Here is a 15,384-nt window from a genome sequence, read left to right on the forward strand (position 1 = left end):
CATCAAAATTCAAACTCTGCAATGAACAAAATCGTATTCAAAATTGCTACCGTCCGTGAATGGTCTAAGGCGACCATAGATGGAGTATATACCGGATCGGTCGATGATCGTCGTGATGGCTTCATACATCTTTCGGCGCAACATCAGCTTCCCGGCACATTAGAAAAACATTTCAAAGACAAAGGCGATCTTGTTCTCATCGCGTTTGAGGCCTCGACATTAGGCCCCGAACTCAAATGGGAACAATCGCGCGGCGGAGACCTTTTCCCGCACCTCTACAGCAACTTGTCGGTGTCCAAAGCAATGTGGCAGCGTCACCTTCAAAACGATGAGAATGGCATACCGCGAATTGAAGAGGAATGGTTCGTGTGCTGAAAAATTTCTACCGCTTCGCGCGCTCCGCGCTTTTCGCACTCGGCCCAGAAGAAGCCCACGAGGCTTCCCTCAAGGCACTGGAATGCGGAATTTACCCGCGCCCACTCAAACCCGACGATCGCGTGCTGGCGCAATCCGTCTTTGGTCTTGAATTCCCCAACCCCATCGGCATCGCCGCCGGCTACGACAAAGACGCACGCGTACCCGACGCAGTCCTTGGAATGGGCTGCGGCTTCGCCGAAGTTGGTACGGTAACACCGAAACCGCAGAGCGGAAATTCACGCCCGCGTGTATTCCGCCTCCTGGAAGACAAGGCCCTGATCAACCGGCTCGGCTTCAACAACGGCGGCCACACCGCGGCATTGGACCGGCTCGAAGCGCGAAAAAATCGCGGCGGCATCGTCGGCGTCAACATCGGCGCGAACAAAGACAGCGACGACCGCGGCGAAGATTATGTTCTGGGATTGATGCGGTTCACATCGCTTGCCAGTTATTTCACCGTCAACATCTCCTCGCCGAACACGCCAGGCCTGCGCGACCTTCAAGCGCCCGAAGCGCTCGACGAACTTCTGACGCGGATCATGGCGACGCGCACGCGGCTGGTCAAAGATGGTGCGTTACGCCGTCCGATCATCGTCAAGATCGCGCCCGACATCGCCGAGGCCGACATCGCGCCGATCGTCGAACGCCTCGTCGCGCACCGCGTCGATGGCATCGCAGTCTCCAATACGACCCTCACCCGCAACGGCGTCAAATCGCCGTTGGCGCACGAGACAGGCGGCCTCTCCGGACAACCGCTGTTTGCCCGTTCGACCGCCATGCTCGCCCGCATCTACCGGGAAACCGGCGGAAAAATTCCGCTCATCGGCATCGGCGGCATTGGTTCCGGCAAGCAGGCCCTGGAAAAAATCGAAGCCGGCGCCACATTGTTGCAGCTCTATACGGGTCTTGTGTACGAAGGGCCAAGCCTCATCAGTGAGATCAAGTCCGTCCTCACCGACGCCCTGAAGAGCAGCGGCCAGTCGAGTCTCGCCGCCATCCGCGGCCGCCACGCCGACTACTGGGCGAAACAGCCGCTTTAGAGATAGAATGCCGCGGGGACGGTACCAGTCGAACGCTTATCGCAACGAAGTCTGATACGTGCCGCGTAAAACCACCGACAAGCCCCCCCGCAAAGCGCGCCCGCCAACCTCGCGCGCAAAGCCGAAGCCGCGCAGCGCTGCGTTGGTCGCACCGCTGCTGAAAAAGAAATCACGTCGCGCCGAAGCTGCTCTCGATACGGCACACCTCCCGCCAGAAATCGCGGACTGGTTTGCGCATCGCGGCTGGACGCCAAGGCCACATCAGCTGGCACTTCTTGATGCCGCCCGCGAGCGCCGCTCGACACTGCTGATCGCTCCGACCGGCGCGGGCAAGACGCTCGCGGGCTTCCTGCCGAGCCTGATCTCCATTCATAACGGCGGCCGGAAGAAAACCGGCGCCGGGCTGTACACGCTTTACATCTCTCCGCTGAAGGCGCTTGCCGCCGACGTGGAGCGCAATCTCAACACACCAATCGAAGAGATGGGGCTGAAGGTCCGCACCGAAACGCGTACCGGCGATACGTCCCTCGCGCGCCGCCACCGCCAGCGCGTGAAGCCGCCGCACATCCTGCTGACGACGCCGGAGCAGGTTGCGCTCCTGCTAAGCCACCCGGACGCGCCCTATCTCTTCGCTGATCTCGATACGATCATCCTCGACGAGCTTCACGCGCTTGCCGCCTCGAAGCGCGGCGATCTGCTCGCGCTCGACATCGCCCGCCTTCGAAAGCTCGCGCCTAACGTCATGACCATCGGCCTGTCGGCAACCGTCGCGCGCCCGAGCGAATTGCGCGGCTACCTGGTAGCGCAGACCGATCCCGAAACGATGACGAACCTCGCCGGTCTCGTCACCGTCAAAGGCGGCGCCAAGCCCGTCATCGAAATCCTGGAAGCGGAAAACGATATCCCCTGGACCGGCCATACCGCCCGCTACGCCATGCACGAAGTCTACGACGCAATCCGCGCGCACAAGCTGACGCTCATCTTCGTCAACACGCGCATGCAGGCCGAATATGCCTTCCAGGAACTCTGGCGCATCAATGACGATAACCTGCCGATCGGCCTGCATCACGGTTCGCTCGAAGCTGCCCAGCGCAAGAAGGTCGAAGCGGCGATGGCCGAAGGCCGCCTGCGCGCCGTCGTCGCCACCTCCACGCTCGACCTCGGCATCGACTGGGGCGACGTCGATCTTGTCATCCATCTCGGTGCGCCCAAAGGTGCAAGCCGCTTGCTGCAACGCATCGGCCGCGCCAATCACCGGCTCGACGAGCCGTCGCAAGCAATCCTCGTTCCCGGCAATCGCTTCGAAGTTTTGGAATGCCGCGCCGCCCAGCAAGCCGCCGAAGCTGGCGATCAGGACGCGCAGCTGTCCCGCAGCGGCGCACTCGATGTTCTCGCCCAGCACGTGCTCGGCATGGCCTGCGAAGCCCCCTTCGATCCGGACACGCTGTTCGATGAAGTCCGCTCTGCCCTCCCCTACGCGGGTCTCACACGAAATCAATTCGACCGCACCGTCGATTTCGTCTCGACCGGCGGCTACGCTCTTCGCTCCTACGAACGTTTCGCCAAACTCCGCCCAACCGACGACGGTAAACTGCGTGTCGCCAATCCCCGCATCGCGCAACAATACCGTCTGAACATCGGCACCATCGTCGATGCGCCACATCTCAAAGTCCGCCTCATCGCCCATCGCGGCGCCAAGCGATTGCCGAACATGGGCGGCCGGGTGCTGGGCGAAGTCGAAGAATATTTCGCCGAGCAACTGACGCCGGGCGATACATTCGTCTTCGCCGGCCAAGTGCTGCGCTTCGAAGGCATTCGCGATACCGAAGTCTTCGTCACGCGGGCCAACGCTGAAGACCCGATGGTGCCAAGTTACGACGGTGGCAAATTCCCGCTGTCCACGCATCTCGCGCGCCGCGTTCGCGATATGCTCGCCGACCCGAGCGTCTGGTCGGCGCTTCCAAATCCTGTCGCCAACTGGCTTGAGTTGCAGACCGAATTCTCAGTCATGCCTGCGCCCGATGAGGTGCTGGTCGAAACCTTCCCGCGCGGCAACCGCCACTTCCTCGTCGCCTATCCGTTCGAAGGCCGCCTCGCGCACCAGACGCTCGGCATGCTGCTGACCCGCCGCCTCGACCGTATCGGCGCCCAGCCTGTCGGCTTCGTGGCGAATGATTATGCGCTCGCCGTCTGGACCCATGGCGATATGTCCGATCTCATCGCCAACGGCCGGCTTTCGCTTGCCGAACTCTTCGACGAAGACATGCTTGGCGACGACCTCGATGCGTGGCTCGCCGAAAGCGCCTTGATGAAGCGGACATTTCGCCTTGCGGCCGTCATCGCCGGTCTGATCGAGCGGCGCCACCCCGGGAAGGTAAAATCCGGCCGCCAAGTGACGATCTCGACCGATCTGATCTATGATGTGCTCCGCCGCCACGACCCGAACCACCTTCTGCTGGAGGCAGCCTGGGCCGACGCGGCCACGGGTTTGCTTGACATCAAGCGGCTCGGCACGTTTCTCGCTCGCATAAAAAACCGAATCAGACATCAAATTCTCGACCACGTGTCGCCGCTCGCCGTGCCGGTGCTGTTGGAGATCGGCGTTGAGCTGGTCTACGGTCAGGATCGCGATGCGGTTCTGCGTGCGGCGGCCGACGAATTGATACGCGAAGCGACGGGGGATGCAGAGCAATGAACATGCTGAAACCGGAGCGCATCGGGCTCGATGATTTCGCCGATCAGCCGGTCAACATCTGCGGAAAGACCTTCCTCGCCCATAAATTCGGCGCACTCTACTGGCCTGCCGAGCGCGCGCTGATCGTCTCCGACCTTCATCTCGAAAAAGGCTCGGCGTTCGCGGCGCGCGGCCAGATGCTGCCGCCTTATGACACGCGAGAGACCCTGAGCAAGATGGCAGCTCTGATTGATCGCTACCAGCCCGAAACGGTCATTTCGCTCGGCGACAGCCTGCACGATTCCGATGGCGCGGCGCGCATGGATCAAGCCGACATCGAAAGCCTCCACATGCTGCAGGAGGATCGCGACTGGATCTGGATCACCGGCAATCACGATCCCAAGATCGACCGCACGCTGGCGGGCTATGTCGTCGAGGAAGTCATCGTCGGCGGTATCGCGCTCCGTCATGAGCCACGTTCCGGCGCGGCGACGCATGAGATTGCCGGACATTTTCATCCCGCCGCCCGCCTCGTGTTTCACGGCACCTCACTGCGGCGGCCATGCTTCGTCGGCAATCGCCTGCGTCTCGTGATGCCGGCATTCGGTGCCTATACGGGCGGTCTCAATATTCTCGACATGGCCTTCGAACCGCTGTTCGGCGATGATGGTCTTGACGTCTGGATGCTCGGCCACGAGGGCCTCTATCCCGTTGCCCCCCGCCTGCTGCGCGACGATTGAGGTCAAACCGGCTTACGGAATGCAAACGCCGCCGCAAGCCCCGACGAGACCGCCAGCAGCACCGTCACGACGCCGTAGAGCAATGGCTTCGTCATCGCTGTCTCATGAATGTAACGCTCGACGCCTTCACGTTGCAGCATGACGCGGTTGCTGTATTCGCCAAGCATGTGGCCGCCTTTGAATAGATACACATGCGCCGTCAGCGGCCCGACGGGCACGTTCGGCGGCAACGCAATCGTCGCACGGAAAAGACTGCTGCCGATGAACGACGTGCCGAAGTCCGATTTGACGTAGACGCGCTCTCGCTCCTTCAAACGGATCAGCGCTTCCTTGAACGCTTGCAACTCCGCCGGATCGGTCGCATCCGTTCGGCTCTGCGCAGCGCGAACCATCCGCACATGATCGAACCCGATCCCTTGCGCATCGAGCACCGCCTTGTCCGCGATCTCATCAATTGGCCGCGTCGAGGCAATGGCATAATAGCTCGGCACCGACGCAAAGCGCATCGACTGCGTGTTGACCCATATGCCGCCCACGCGCGACTTTCGGCGCACGACGACCGGCGCCGGAATGCCTTCGACCACCACAATCACGTCATAGGTACCGGCCTCTGGACTGGATTGCACGCTGTTCGTGACCGCTCCGAAGACCAGAATTTCCGTGCCCGTGAAGCTCGATGTGATGGCGACCTGCCGCGTCGAGGCGTCGGCTTCGACGCCTTCTTTCGGCACCTCCGCCGCCGCAGCGCCTGCGAAACCGATCATCACGGCCATCGTTGCTAAAAACCACCGCATCAGGATGCCCCCGCCACAGCCGCGAGCGAGAACAGATCGGCAGGCGGTACGACAAGCTCGTACGCCATCCGCGCAGCAACGAGCAAAATGACCGCGCCCAACAACGCGCGCAGATGTTCGCCGCGCAATTTCTCCCCAATCATCGTTCCGAATTGCGCACCAATCACCCCGCCGACGATCAAGATCAAAGCGAGCACCACATCGACCGTCTTGTTCTCGACAGCGTGCAGCACGGTTGCCAGCGCCGCAACGAATACGATCTGAAACAGCGACGTGCCGATAACGAGCCCTGTCGGCATCCGCAAGAGGTAGATCATCGCCGGGATGATGACGAACCCCCCGCCGATGCCCATGATCGCCGACAGGCAGCCAATGAACATGCCGATGATCACCGGCGGAACGGCGCTCATGTAAAGCTTCGAGCGTGGGAACCGCATCTTGAGCGGCAAGCCTTCCATCCAGCCATGCTGACCGGATTTTCTGGCCGTCGTCCCGCCAGTCGAGCGCACCCGCCGCGACGCGTTGATGCCCTCTACGAAAATCACCGTGCCGACCACGCCGAGAAAAATGACGTACATGAGCGCGACAGTGAAATCGAAGTATCCCAGACGCCGCAAGATCTTCACCGCACTGACGCCGAGATAGGTTCCCGTCAGGCCGCCCATCAGCATGACGAGCCCCATCCGGATATCGACGTTGCCGCGGCGATAATGCGTGATCGCGCCCGATACCGAAGACGCCACGACATGCGAGGCGCTGGTCGCCACCGCGACCGCCGACGGAATGCCCAGAAACGTCAGCAGCGGCATGAGCAGAAAGCCGCCGCCGACACCGAAAAGACCTGAGAGAAAACCGACACTCATCCCGAGAGCCAAAAACACGATGACGGAAACCGACATCTCGGCGATCGGCAGGTAAAGGGTCATCCTCGGATCCGAAACGGCATGGTACAGGCGATGGAACTAGCGTCTAACAGGATTTCCCGCCAGGAGACACCACGCGGCGCGTCACGGCAAGCTCTAGCCGTTGAGGCCGTTTCTGGGATTTTGTTTCCATAGATCGCCGGCAACGTGGGCATCGTTGATCGCGCGATCGGTAGGCGTCATCCGCCAGGCGTCAATCATCTTTCTCGCAACGGTAATATCCTGCGCCGTCAGCTTGCCGCGAAGAATATCGCGGCGGCGGACTGCATCTGCGTCACCACCTTGCGCGGCAAGCGAAAGCCACATGAACGCCGTCCTCAGATCGCGCGTCACGCCAAGACCGTTCTCATAAAGAACAGCCAGATTGAATTGGCTGTCGGGCAGGCCGCGCTTGGCAGCTTCCTCGAACCATTGCGCCGCCGTCGTGTAATCGGGGGCGCGATCCGATTGGTTGGCCGAGAGCACAGCGAGATTGTGCATGGCCTTGATGTTGCCCTGCTCGGCTGCGCGCAGATACCAGGTGCTTGCTTGCTTCCGGTCGGCCTTCAAACCGAGACCACGTTCATAAAGCGTGCCGAGACGATACTGCGCCAAGGCGAAACCCTGTTCGGCCGAGCGCTGATACCATTTCGCGGCCTCAGCGAAGTTCTGCGGCACGCCCTCGCCTTCCGCGAACCGCGCGCCGACTTCGAACTGAGCCGATGAGTCCCCGTTAGCCGCCGCGAGCCGAAACGACAGCGGACCGATCATCGCCGGCGGCATATCGAGCCGCGATGACTTCTGCCCCCCGACCGGTGCGCTTGTGTTTTGCGCCGGCGGCGCGATGCCTTCCGTTTCCGCTTCCGTCGGAATCATCGACGCCGGGACCACGGCAGATTCGCCTGGCCGCGCCGCAGCGCTTCCAAGCTCACCCGAAATGTTCGCCATCGCCTGATGACGCCGCGCCTGGATCAGCTCGGCTTCCGTTACCGGATGATCGAGATCGACCGCAACGCCTGTCATCGGCAGCGTCGTCCGCGGTCTAGAATCCGGGTCGATCGAGGCCGTCGTCGCAGGCGCGCCGCCGTCATGCGGACTGAGATCGCTGCGCGGACCATTGACCCCGCCTTGCGCGTTCGGTTCACCAGCGGGCGCCGAAGGGGCTTGCGACCCCGACGACGGCTCGGAAGCCGACGGTGCACCCGAAGCCTTTGCTGAATCAGTGGCGTTGCCCGGTTGGACTGTCTTGCTTTGCGTGGTGGTTGCAGGAGCGGCCTCCTGCACGGCCGCCGACTGGGGCTTGCTTTCGAAGCCGAAGGCATACCAAAGCCCGGCAAGCGCCAAGAGCACGAAGCCCGCGATGATCATCAGCCGCGGCGACGGCGCAGTGGGTCCCGACGTGTTCCTTGCAAGCGCGCTCGAAGGCCGGATTGGCCGGCTGCCGGCTGGCGCCGAGCCGCTTGCATACGCCATCCGCGTTGCCGACAGCGATGGCGCGACGGAATCGTCAATGTCGTCGCCCTCGGCGCTGAGACGCATCTTGGCCCGGCGCGCATCAGCAATGAATTCCTGCCGCATCTTTTCGCTGCGCAGCGCCATTTCTTCCGGCGACATTCCCGTCTCGCTGACCGCCGAAAGCGGTGGCGGCGAGACGGCATCGGGAAAGGCGCCATGGCTATCGTCTTCGTCGAAAGCAAACGGCTGAGCACCAAAGTCGTCATCGCGCAGTGCATCGCTGCCGAACATTTCCGTTCGCGCGCCGTAGTTGGCCGCATGGTCAGCCTCGAAGATCCGCGGCGGCGGTTGCTGCGGCGGAAAGTCGATCGCTTCCACCCGGTCGAGCAGACGAACCATAGCTTGCTGCATGGTATCGAGAAGCATTGCGGTTTGTTCGCCGCCCTGACGGTTTTCCGTCATGAGCTGCTCGATCAGCGGACGAAGCTCGTCCGCTGCCACATTTCGCTCATCCGGAGGCCGGCTCGCAAATCGCTGCGCCGTTTCTTCCGCTACCGCCCGAGCGACCGCACCGATGTCTGCCGATTTGGCGTTCGCCGCCTGCATCTCCGCGAGTGTTTGCGACACGTTCGCAAGCTGCGCTTCGATAGTGTTGAGCCGATCGAGCTGATCGTTCGTCTTTTCGAGACGATTGACGATCTCTTCCATGTGCGCCTCGATCTGCTGCACGGTGGCGAGGTCGTCATGGGTGGCAACGCCTGCGAACACTTTCGCGAACTGGCGCTCGAACTGATCGAAACGCTGATCGAAGTCCGAGAACTTGCTCTCGGGCTTCACATGCGCGAGCGAATATTCGATGCCGCGCGCAATCTCGGCGAACCGGCTTTCAAGCCATGCCTCGTCGATGTTCGAAGTGCCGCCCGTGGCCTCGTCGGCATCGCGTGCAGAGGCTGCAGACGGCGGATAGGCGGACGCTTCATAGACACTGGCGAGCGCTTCCGCGTCGTCCCGGTCCCAAGGATTGTTGAGATCGGCATGGCCATAACGTGCTGCCGCCCGATGCTGGCGCGTCCGCGCCGCACCACGCGCAGCGCTTCGATCGACATCGACCAGCCGATGAGCCAGCTCGCCAATGCCTGCTTCGATCTGCTCGAAGGCCGGCGCGAATTGATCGGGAATGCGCATACGAAGGAGATCGGCCTCACGCCCCATCCCCGAAATCCGATCCTGCATTTCACTGAGCGCAGCCGTGTGCCGACGATCGGCGTCCTGAAGCTGGGCGGCAATCGTATCGAGGATCGATTTGAGTTCGTCGCGGCTGTCGTCACCGGACTCGTGCGGGTCCCTTCCCTCCCGACGCTCAGCACCCATTTCCGATTTCGACATCTTCCCCTCGAGACAGCGCGATTGCGAAAGGTCCGGGAGAGCGCAGCCGCCGCGCGCTCGGGACATCGGGGGGTCCGTACCGCGCAGGTCAAATGCGATCGTTGGCGGACGCGACACAAATCAGCTTCGAAGGCAACTTTTGGTCGCCGGGAGTAAACGTCGAGTTAAGGAGCGTGCCAGGACGATAAAAATCGCGACTTTTCAATATATTATTAGAGGAAACTTTTGATCTGGCGGCCGCCGACACCACCGCCTCGCACGGGTTGATTCGCTGAAATGGCTGTGGCCAGCGGTCTTGCCATAGTTCCGGCATATGACCATTTCGCTGGTAACGGTCAGCGGAGGACTTTCAATGACCTTGAGGGCGACGCGGGCAACCATGCTCGGTCTTTCCATTCTGCCGATACTGGCAGCGGCTTCAGTTGCAGAACCATCGGGTGACACCGCCGAACGGTTCACGATGTCCCCAGTCGAGGGCGGCTTCCTGCGTCTCGACAAGCAGACCGGCGCCGTCGCCATGTGCGCCAAGAGCGGCAACGAATGGGCCTGCAAATCCGTCGACGATCAGACCACCAACACACCCGCCGACAAGCTTTCACGCCTTGAATCGGAGAACCACGATCTGAAGGCGCGCGTCAAAGAACTTGAAGAGATGATCGAGACACGACCGCCCGGTGTTCCGTCGCCGCCCGGTCCGCTTGCCGATGCGCCACCGCCGGACGACAAGGTCCAGCTCCCGACGGATGAGGAAGTCGATCAGGCGCTCGACTACATCTCGCGTGTCTACAAAAAGATCCGCGATCACGTCAGGGATTTGGATAAGCCTCTGCCGCCGGACGACCACGCCGCGCCGTCACCGCCGCCCGTGCCACCATCGGCCACGCCGGGTCCAAAAGGCTCGCTCTAGATAAAGATATCAGTCCGCAAATTTGCGCGTAGCGCGGATGAGTTCGTGCAAGAGCCCCGGTTCCGTCATGGCGTGCCCGGCGTCAGGCACAATGCGCAGATCGGCGTTACCCCAAGCCTTGGCGAGCATCACCGCATTCCGCACAGGCGTCACGACATCGTAACGTCCGTGCGCAATGACGCCGGGAATATCCTTCAGGCGATGGGCTTCAAGAAGCAACTCGCCGTCCCTCCGGAAGAAACCAGCGTTGACGAAGTAATGGCTTTCAATTCGGGCGAAGGCCAGCGCATAGCTGTCTGCGCCGAACCGTGCCACGCGATCGGCTTCCGGAATGAGCGAGAGCGTCGTCCCTTCCCAGATGCTCCAGGCACGCGCTGCGGCAAGGCGGACGCTGAGATCGTCGGACGTCAACCGGCGGTGATAGGCGCCGATCATGTCGTCGCGTTCGTCGGGCGGAATCGGCCGCTGGAATTCGGCAAAGGCTTCCGGGAAAATCCAGCTGCATCCGTCCTGATAGAACCAGCGCAGTTCCGCTTGCGTCAGCAGAAAAATGCCGCGCAAAACCATCGCGGTCACTCGCTCGGGATACGCTTCCGCGTAAGCGATCGCCAGCGTCGACCCCCACGAGCCGCCGAACAACTGCCAGCGGTCGATGCCGAGTTCGCTGCGAATGCGCTCGATGTCGGCGACGAGATCGTGCGTCGTATTGTGATCGAGCGACGCGTTCGGCGTCGAACGCCCGCACCCGCGCTGGTCGAACAGCACGATGCGATAACGGTCGGGATCGTGAAACCGCCGCATCGTCGGATTGCAGCCGCCGCCCGGACCGCCGTGCAGAATGACGACCGGTCGACCATTCGGGTTTCCGCATTCCTCGACGTAAAGCGTATGCCCGCCGCCGACCGGCAGCCGGGTCTCGCGGTACGGCGTCAATGGCGGATAGAGATCGAGGCGATCGCGAATGGTCATGGATTGCTCTTTAGAGGCCCCAAACCGCCCGAGCAATCCTGAACGGCCCGCAAGTCGCCATTCGAGCCATCACGTGCGCGAATGTTTACGAAGCTGGAGCCGCTGCATCTCGCGGTCGTAGATGATCTCGCCGCCCGGAACCCGGATGTCGCGTACCATCTCGACGGTGTGACGGCTGACCTCCGGCCGCATCAAGCTCGTGCCGATGGCCAGCGCGAACGACACGGGCAGCCCGAGAATGCCCGCGATGGCGCCTGGCGTCGAAAGCGTCCCCATCTCGCCCATCATGATGGCGAACGCTCCGGCGACAAAGCCCGAGATGACCCCGACGATCGCACCGCCGACCGTCAGTCTCTTCCACCAGATCGACAGGACCATGACGGGGAAGAGGCTCGCACCCGTCAGCGACAGCGCCCACAGCACGAGCCGCAACGGATCGCTCGGCGCCGTGACGCACAGCATCGCACCACAGAACGCTACGACCACGATGAAGCCGCGCACGATCCACACCCGGCTCTGCGTCGTCGGCGGCTCCCACGACATGCCTTGAACGACATCCTCGCCAAGAACGGCAGCCAGCGACACGGTCGTGGCGGACGCCGTGACCAATGCAGCGGCCACAGCGCCGGCCAGCAGGAGATAAGAGAACGCCGATGGCAGATCGACGAGCAGCGGCAAAGCAAACAGCACGCCGTCGCGATCGAACTTCAGGCCTGCAAATCCCAGCCGTGTCGCTGCCTGATCGAAGGTCACGATATGATGCGCCGCTGCGTTATGCAGCCATTGCGGCAACGGCCCGAGCCGCTCGCTCATCACGGCGTCAAGGGTGAAATCTCGAAGGAAGATTGCCGCCGAAGAAATCGTGAGGAGAGCCAGTCCGGAAAAGACCGTCGCCCAGCCGAGCGATTTTCGCGCCTCATACACGCCGGGCGTCGCCGCGACGCGCGGCAGCAGCCACGGCGCGGTGCTGACACCCGTCGCAATCGCGAAAACACCAATGATGAAAGCCAACGGCCCGATCGAGCCGAACGGCTGCGTATAAGGCTTTGTCAACGCGGAAAAGCCCTCAGGCGGCAGCTGGAACGCCATCGGCCAGACCTTGATGAGCTGCAATCCTTCGTTGACTTCGTTCCGCACCATCCCGCGCACCATCGGACCGTTCGCGAGTTGCGGAATGGGCAGGCTCGTCACCATAACGCTGATCGTCGTCGCGACGCCAAGCACGGCGAGAAACAGCGCGATCGATTGCGCAACGCCCGTCCAGGTGAAGGAACGCTTGCCGCCTGCCGCCGTCGATATCGCAATCGTCAGCGCGAGGAGAAACACCAGATTGTTGGCGCTGCCGCCGACAAGGCGCTGCGCGACGTGGCCACCAATGCGCAATTCTGCCGACAGCACGAGCAGCATCGGCACAGCCGCGATGCCTGCCGTGATGACCCTCAGTCCCCGGCTCTCAAAACGCCGGCCGAGATAGCTCGGCACGGTGAAGGCGCCGAACTTCCGGTAGAACGGTGCAAGCCCGATCGCCATGATGACGAAGCCCGTCAACGTGCCCATCAGCAGGATGACGGCATCGAATCCTGAGAAAAAGAATGCGCCGGTGCCCGCCACGATGAAGGTGCCACCCAGCGCCGAAGCACCGAGCAAAAGCCCGGTATAGGCGGCGGGAACCCGGCGCCCGGCCGCAAAATAGCATAGGATGTCGTTCGTTCCGACGCACAGGCCGATCGCGGCGTAGATGATGATCGGCCCGGCGAGAAACGCGATGCGCAGGAAGCTCTCATCGAACTTCAACTGCTCGAAGATCAGGACAAGAAGGAACAGCGCCGTATATAGGGCGGCGAAAATGCTGAAATACGTGCCGAGGCGCGGATTGATCAATCTCGCGCGCGCACCGAACGCCATGCTCCCGCCTCACATATCTTCGTGCGCGCCGTGCCAGTGATCGATGGCATTCTGGCGGTTGACGTAGCTCGCGACCGTTATCAGGGCGATCACGAAAAATCCGTGAGCCGCAAGAAAGTACCCGAGCGGAAACCCTAAGAACCGGCTGGAGTTCAATTGCTCGGCATAGAGCGGCAAAACGATGACCAGCGCCAGAAACGGTATGATGCTCGCAATGACCTGCCACTTGGTATGGCGCCAGTAGGGCTTGCGTTCTTTCCGTTCAATCATCTCGCCGGATCCCCCAAAGTCGCCGCTTTCGCACGCGGCGCCCCACCGCCTGTCGCCCTCATTATGCCCGCCGGCCAGGGCCTTTGTCCAATGCTACTCCGGTGGAATTTGGCCGCCGTTCCGTTGTCCTGCGCTAGATCATCCCCTAACATTTCGCCGCGGGAATCGCGTGCCAGCCTTCCGGGACGAAGGCGCGACGTGCCCAGGACGGGAACGGCAATATCAGCAGGGAAGGACAATCAGCATGAGCATAATTGACGAATTCAAAGAATTCGCCATGCGAGGCAACGTCATCGACCTCGCCGTCGGCGTAATCATGGGCGCCGCCTTCGCTCCAATCGTTTCTTCCCTCGTCGACAATGTCGTCATGCCGCCGATTGGCTACATGATGGCAGGGATTGACTTTTCCAGTCTCTCGGTTGCGATCCCCACGCCGACCGACCCGGTGCTGATCAGGTACGGCGTGTTTCTCAACGCCGTCATCAAGTTCCTCATCACCGCCTTCGCGATCTTCCTGCTCGTCAAAGCCGTCAACACGATGAAGAAGCCTAAGGCCGCTGCTGGCCCGCCCCCGCCGACACCGACGGAAGAGTATCTCAAGGAAATTCGCGACCTTCTGGCGAAGAAGGCCTGAAGCCGTCCCACAATAATGTTTGAGCTAGCGCGCGACTGTTCCAGCAGAGTGGTTGCGCGCTCTCAGACTGTTGCGCCCCTGCCTGATCGGCGAGCACGTTACTTCACGTTGTATAACATTTGCTGATTGACCCAGCCGCTGACGCCGAGACTGATGGTCGGCTTTTTCTGCTGATCGATCTCCGTGCGTGTCGCTTCGAGATCCCTGATCCTCGCGTCCATGTCCAACGACGATGATCCGCCCGATCCGACCGCCTGGTTGATCTGCTGATCGAGCGTCGAAGGCGCACGCTTTGCCGTACTCGTATCGTCGGCAACCGCGGGAGAGACGAGCAAGCCACCGCAAGCGCCCATGACAAGCGCGGCACCGGCCCAAAGCGATTTAGAGGCCCCCGGCATTCATCCCTCTCCCCGAAGTTCGACGCACCATATCTAGCATCTTCGCCGACGCGGCCCCGATCAATTTTTGTAAATACTTCCTCGGAGCACTCAGTCGTCGTGAATCGGCAGGGAAGCGGCTTTAGGCTTCACCGCCTCCGGCTTTTCGGGTGCCACCATCACCATGGCGGAGATGACCGTTTCCGACAGCCCGTGCAGCAGCGCGCCAACGATGCCGCCAAGCAGAACTTCCGCACCCCGCTGAAAGCCGACGACAGCCAACGGTGTCGCCGCGTCGGTGCTGAGAAAAACGATCGGACACGTCCACATGCAGACCCGGAGCATGGGGTAACGCCGCGCGATGATCGCCGCGACGGCCACCGCAACCGCCATCTGCACTACGACATCGGCATGAAGCGGTTCGAGAAGAGACCCGATTGTAACCGCAACGACGACACCGACAACCGTGCCGAACAACCGCCCGATCGTCGCGGTTCGCGTCTCGTCCAGCTTCTCCTGCCCGACAATGACGCCGGACATCGCCGCCCACACTGGGTGCGGCAGCCCAATAGCGTTCGCAAGCACATAAGAAAGCGTCGCCGCACCCGAGCAGCGCAGCACGAATGCAACGTGGCGCGCCCATGCTTCTCTTGTCATCGGATCTCTATCATCGTGATCGACGCCTTTCGGCGCGTTGTCGCCCTCAGCGCAGTACCCTAGGGACAACGCGGCGACCAGCGATCGTACGGCTTGCGGGAACATCGTGAAAGTGTCAAAACCCGGAAAATCACGGCCTTCGCGGGCGTAGTTCAATGGTAGAACGGCAGCTTCCCAAGCTGCATACGAGGGTTCGATTCCCTTCGCCCGCTCCATCCCGCCGCTGAATTTTTAATCACATAAAGTCGGCATTGATC

The 15,384-nt window shown here is 61.8% G+C and carries 14 protein-coding genes and 1 tRNA gene; 7 read left to right on the forward strand and 8 right to left on the reverse strand.

The genetic code is table 11. The features are described 5' to 3' along the window. Nucleotides 1-21: 21 nt before the first annotated feature. Genes RLW55_RS00125 through pdeM form a run of 4 tightly spaced genes read left to right on the forward strand, consistent with a single transcriptional unit; the run spans nucleotide 22 to nucleotide 4,871 of the window. On the forward strand, nucleotides 22-375 hold the full coding sequence (locus RLW55_RS00125; protein ID WP_414461950.1) for a DUF952 domain-containing protein: 354 nt from the start codon (nucleotides 22-24) through the stop codon (nucleotides 373-375). Beyond that, nucleotides 360-1,457 carry a quinone-dependent dihydroorotate dehydrogenase gene (locus RLW55_RS00130; RefSeq protein WP_423415251.1) on the forward strand — a complete coding sequence of 366 codons (1,098 nt, stop codon included), beginning with the start codon at nucleotides 360-362 and terminating at the stop codon, nucleotides 1,455-1,457. The genes RLW55_RS00125 and RLW55_RS00130 overlap by 16 nt, the downstream gene beginning before the upstream one ends. Nucleotides 1,458-1,515: 58 nt before the next feature. Next, complete coding sequence (locus RLW55_RS00135; protein WP_423415252.1) at nucleotides 1,516-4,152, forward strand: ligase-associated DNA damage response DEXH box helicase; 2,637 nt, start codon at nucleotides 1,516-1,518, stop codon at nucleotides 4,150-4,152. After that, complete coding sequence (gene pdeM / locus RLW55_RS00140; protein ID WP_423415253.1) at nucleotides 4,149-4,871, forward strand: ligase-associated DNA damage response endonuclease PdeM; 723 nt, start codon at nucleotides 4,149-4,151, stop codon at nucleotides 4,869-4,871. The genes RLW55_RS00135 and pdeM overlap by 4 nt, the downstream gene beginning before the upstream one ends. Before the next feature lie 2 nt (nucleotides 4,872-4,873). Here pdeM and RLW55_RS00145 read toward each other — a convergent pair whose 3' ends face one another. From RLW55_RS00145 to RLW55_RS00155, 3 genes are all read right to left on the reverse strand, one after another. Then, nucleotides 4,874-5,665, reverse strand: a complete 792-nt coding sequence (locus tag RLW55_RS00145; protein ID WP_423415254.1) for a TIGR02186 family protein — start codon at nucleotides 5,663-5,665, stop codon at nucleotides 4,874-4,876. After that, on the reverse strand, nucleotides 5,665-6,591 hold the full coding sequence (locus tag RLW55_RS00150; protein ID WP_409562393.1) for a sulfite exporter TauE/SafE family protein: 927 nt from the start codon (nucleotides 6,589-6,591) through the stop codon (nucleotides 5,665-5,667). The genes RLW55_RS00145 and RLW55_RS00150 overlap by 1 nt, the downstream gene beginning before the upstream one ends. Nucleotides 6,592-6,684: 93 nt before the next feature. Continuing rightward, the gene (locus tag RLW55_RS00155) at nucleotides 6,685-9,408 is read right to left on the reverse strand and encodes a sel1 repeat family protein (RefSeq protein ID WP_423415255.1); all 2,724 of its coding nucleotides are present in this window, start codon (nucleotides 9,406-9,408) and stop codon (nucleotides 6,685-6,687) included. Nucleotides 9,409-9,760: 352 nt separating this feature from the next. Between RLW55_RS00155 and RLW55_RS00160 the strand changes: the two genes are divergently transcribed. After that, nucleotides 9,761-10,315: a hypothetical protein gene (locus RLW55_RS00160; RefSeq protein ID WP_409562391.1), complete on the forward strand. Its 555-nt coding sequence runs from the start codon at nucleotides 9,761-9,763 to the stop codon at nucleotides 10,313-10,315. Between the two features lie 9 nt (nucleotides 10,316-10,324). On the opposite strand, the gene pip is transcribed toward RLW55_RS00160, so the two are convergent. The 3 genes from pip to RLW55_RS00175 form a co-directional block, all read right to left on the reverse strand. Beyond that, entirely contained in the window at nucleotides 10,325-11,284 is a 960-nt protein-coding gene (gene pip, locus RLW55_RS00165; protein WP_423415256.1) for a prolyl aminopeptidase, read from the reverse strand. 69 nt (nucleotides 11,285-11,353) lie between these two features. Beyond that, nucleotides 11,354-13,189, reverse strand: a complete 1,836-nt coding sequence (locus RLW55_RS00170; RefSeq protein WP_423415257.1) for a solute symporter family protein — start codon at nucleotides 13,187-13,189, stop codon at nucleotides 11,354-11,356. A gap of 9 nt (nucleotides 13,190-13,198) precedes the next feature. After that, complete coding sequence (locus RLW55_RS00175) at nucleotides 13,199-13,459, reverse strand: DUF4212 domain-containing protein (RefSeq protein ID WP_013946447.1); 261 nt, start codon at nucleotides 13,457-13,459, stop codon at nucleotides 13,199-13,201. Nucleotides 13,460-13,703: 244 nt separating this feature from the next. Between RLW55_RS00175 and mscL the strand changes: the two genes are divergently transcribed. Continuing rightward, nucleotides 13,704-14,093: a large-conductance mechanosensitive channel protein MscL gene (mscL, locus tag RLW55_RS00180; RefSeq protein ID WP_013946446.1), complete on the forward strand. Its 390-nt coding sequence runs from the start codon at nucleotides 13,704-13,706 to the stop codon at nucleotides 14,091-14,093. 98 nt (nucleotides 14,094-14,191) lie between these two features. Here the strand turns inward: mscL and RLW55_RS00185 are convergent, their stop codons facing one another. After that, a complete protein-coding gene (locus tag RLW55_RS00185) occupies nucleotides 14,192-14,491 on the reverse strand; it encodes a hypothetical protein (protein WP_423415258.1) in 300 nt (99 codons plus the stop codon). A 90-nt stretch (nucleotides 14,492-14,581) separates the two neighbouring features. Then, nucleotides 14,582-15,127: an FUSC family protein gene (locus tag RLW55_RS00190; RefSeq protein ID WP_414461941.1), complete on the reverse strand. Its 546-nt coding sequence runs from the start codon at nucleotides 15,125-15,127 to the stop codon at nucleotides 14,582-14,584. Nucleotides 15,128-15,268: 141 nt separating this feature from the next. Here RLW55_RS00190 and RLW55_RS00195 point away from each other — a divergent pair. Next, nucleotides 15,269-15,342 (forward strand) — tRNA-Gly (locus RLW55_RS00195). Nucleotides 15,343-15,384: the final 42 nt, after the last annotated feature.

Origin of the sequence: Hyphomicrobium sp. B1, from assembly GCF_049532635.1 — a bacterium.
Taxonomy (GTDB): Bacteria; Pseudomonadota; Alphaproteobacteria; order Rhizobiales; family Hyphomicrobiaceae; genus Hyphomicrobium_B.

Excerpts from the sequence above, each read along its gene's own strand:
- RLW55_RS00170 (WP_423415257.1), bottom strand. The coding sequence starts at position 13,189 with ATGGCGTTCGGTGCGCGCGCGAGATTGATCAATCCGCGCCTCGGCACG.
- RLW55_RS00190 (WP_414461941.1), bottom strand. The coding sequence starts at position 15,127 with ATGACAAGAGAAGCATGGGCGCGCCACGTTGCATTCGTGCTGCGCTGC.
- RLW55_RS00150 (WP_409562393.1), bottom strand. The coding sequence starts at position 6,591 with ATGACCCTTTACCTGCCGATCGCCGAGATGTCGGTTTCCGTCATCGTG.
- RLW55_RS00125 (WP_414461950.1), top strand. The coding sequence starts at position 22 with ATGAACAAAATCGTATTCAAAATTGCTACCGTCCGTGAATGGTCTAAG.
- mscL (WP_013946446.1), top strand. The coding sequence starts at position 13,704 with ATGAGCATAATTGACGAATTCAAAGAATTCGCCATGCGAGGCAACGTC.
- RLW55_RS00155 (WP_423415255.1), bottom strand. The coding sequence starts at position 9,408 with ATGTCGAAATCGGAAATGGGTGCTGAGCGTCGGGAGGGAAGGGACCCG.
- RLW55_RS00130 (WP_423415251.1), top strand. The coding sequence starts at position 360 with ATGGTTCGTGTGCTGAAAAATTTCTACCGCTTCGCGCGCTCCGCGCTT.
- RLW55_RS00160 (WP_409562391.1), top strand. The coding sequence starts at position 9,761 with ATGACCTTGAGGGCGACGCGGGCAACCATGCTCGGTCTTTCCATTCTG.
- RLW55_RS00145 (WP_423415254.1), bottom strand. The coding sequence starts at position 5,665 with ATGCGGTGGTTTTTAGCAACGATGGCCGTGATGATCGGTTTCGCAGGC.
- pdeM (WP_423415253.1), top strand. The coding sequence starts at position 4,149 with ATGAACATGCTGAAACCGGAGCGCATCGGGCTCGATGATTTCGCCGAT.
- RLW55_RS00185 (WP_423415258.1), bottom strand. The coding sequence starts at position 14,491 with ATGCCGGGGGCCTCTAAATCGCTTTGGGCCGGTGCCGCGCTTGTCATG.
- pip (WP_423415256.1), bottom strand. The coding sequence starts at position 11,284 with ATGACCATTCGCGATCGCCTCGATCTCTATCCGCCATTGACGCCGTAC.
- RLW55_RS00175 (WP_013946447.1), bottom strand. The coding sequence starts at position 13,459 with ATGATTGAACGGAAAGAACGCAAGCCCTACTGGCGCCATACCAAGTGG.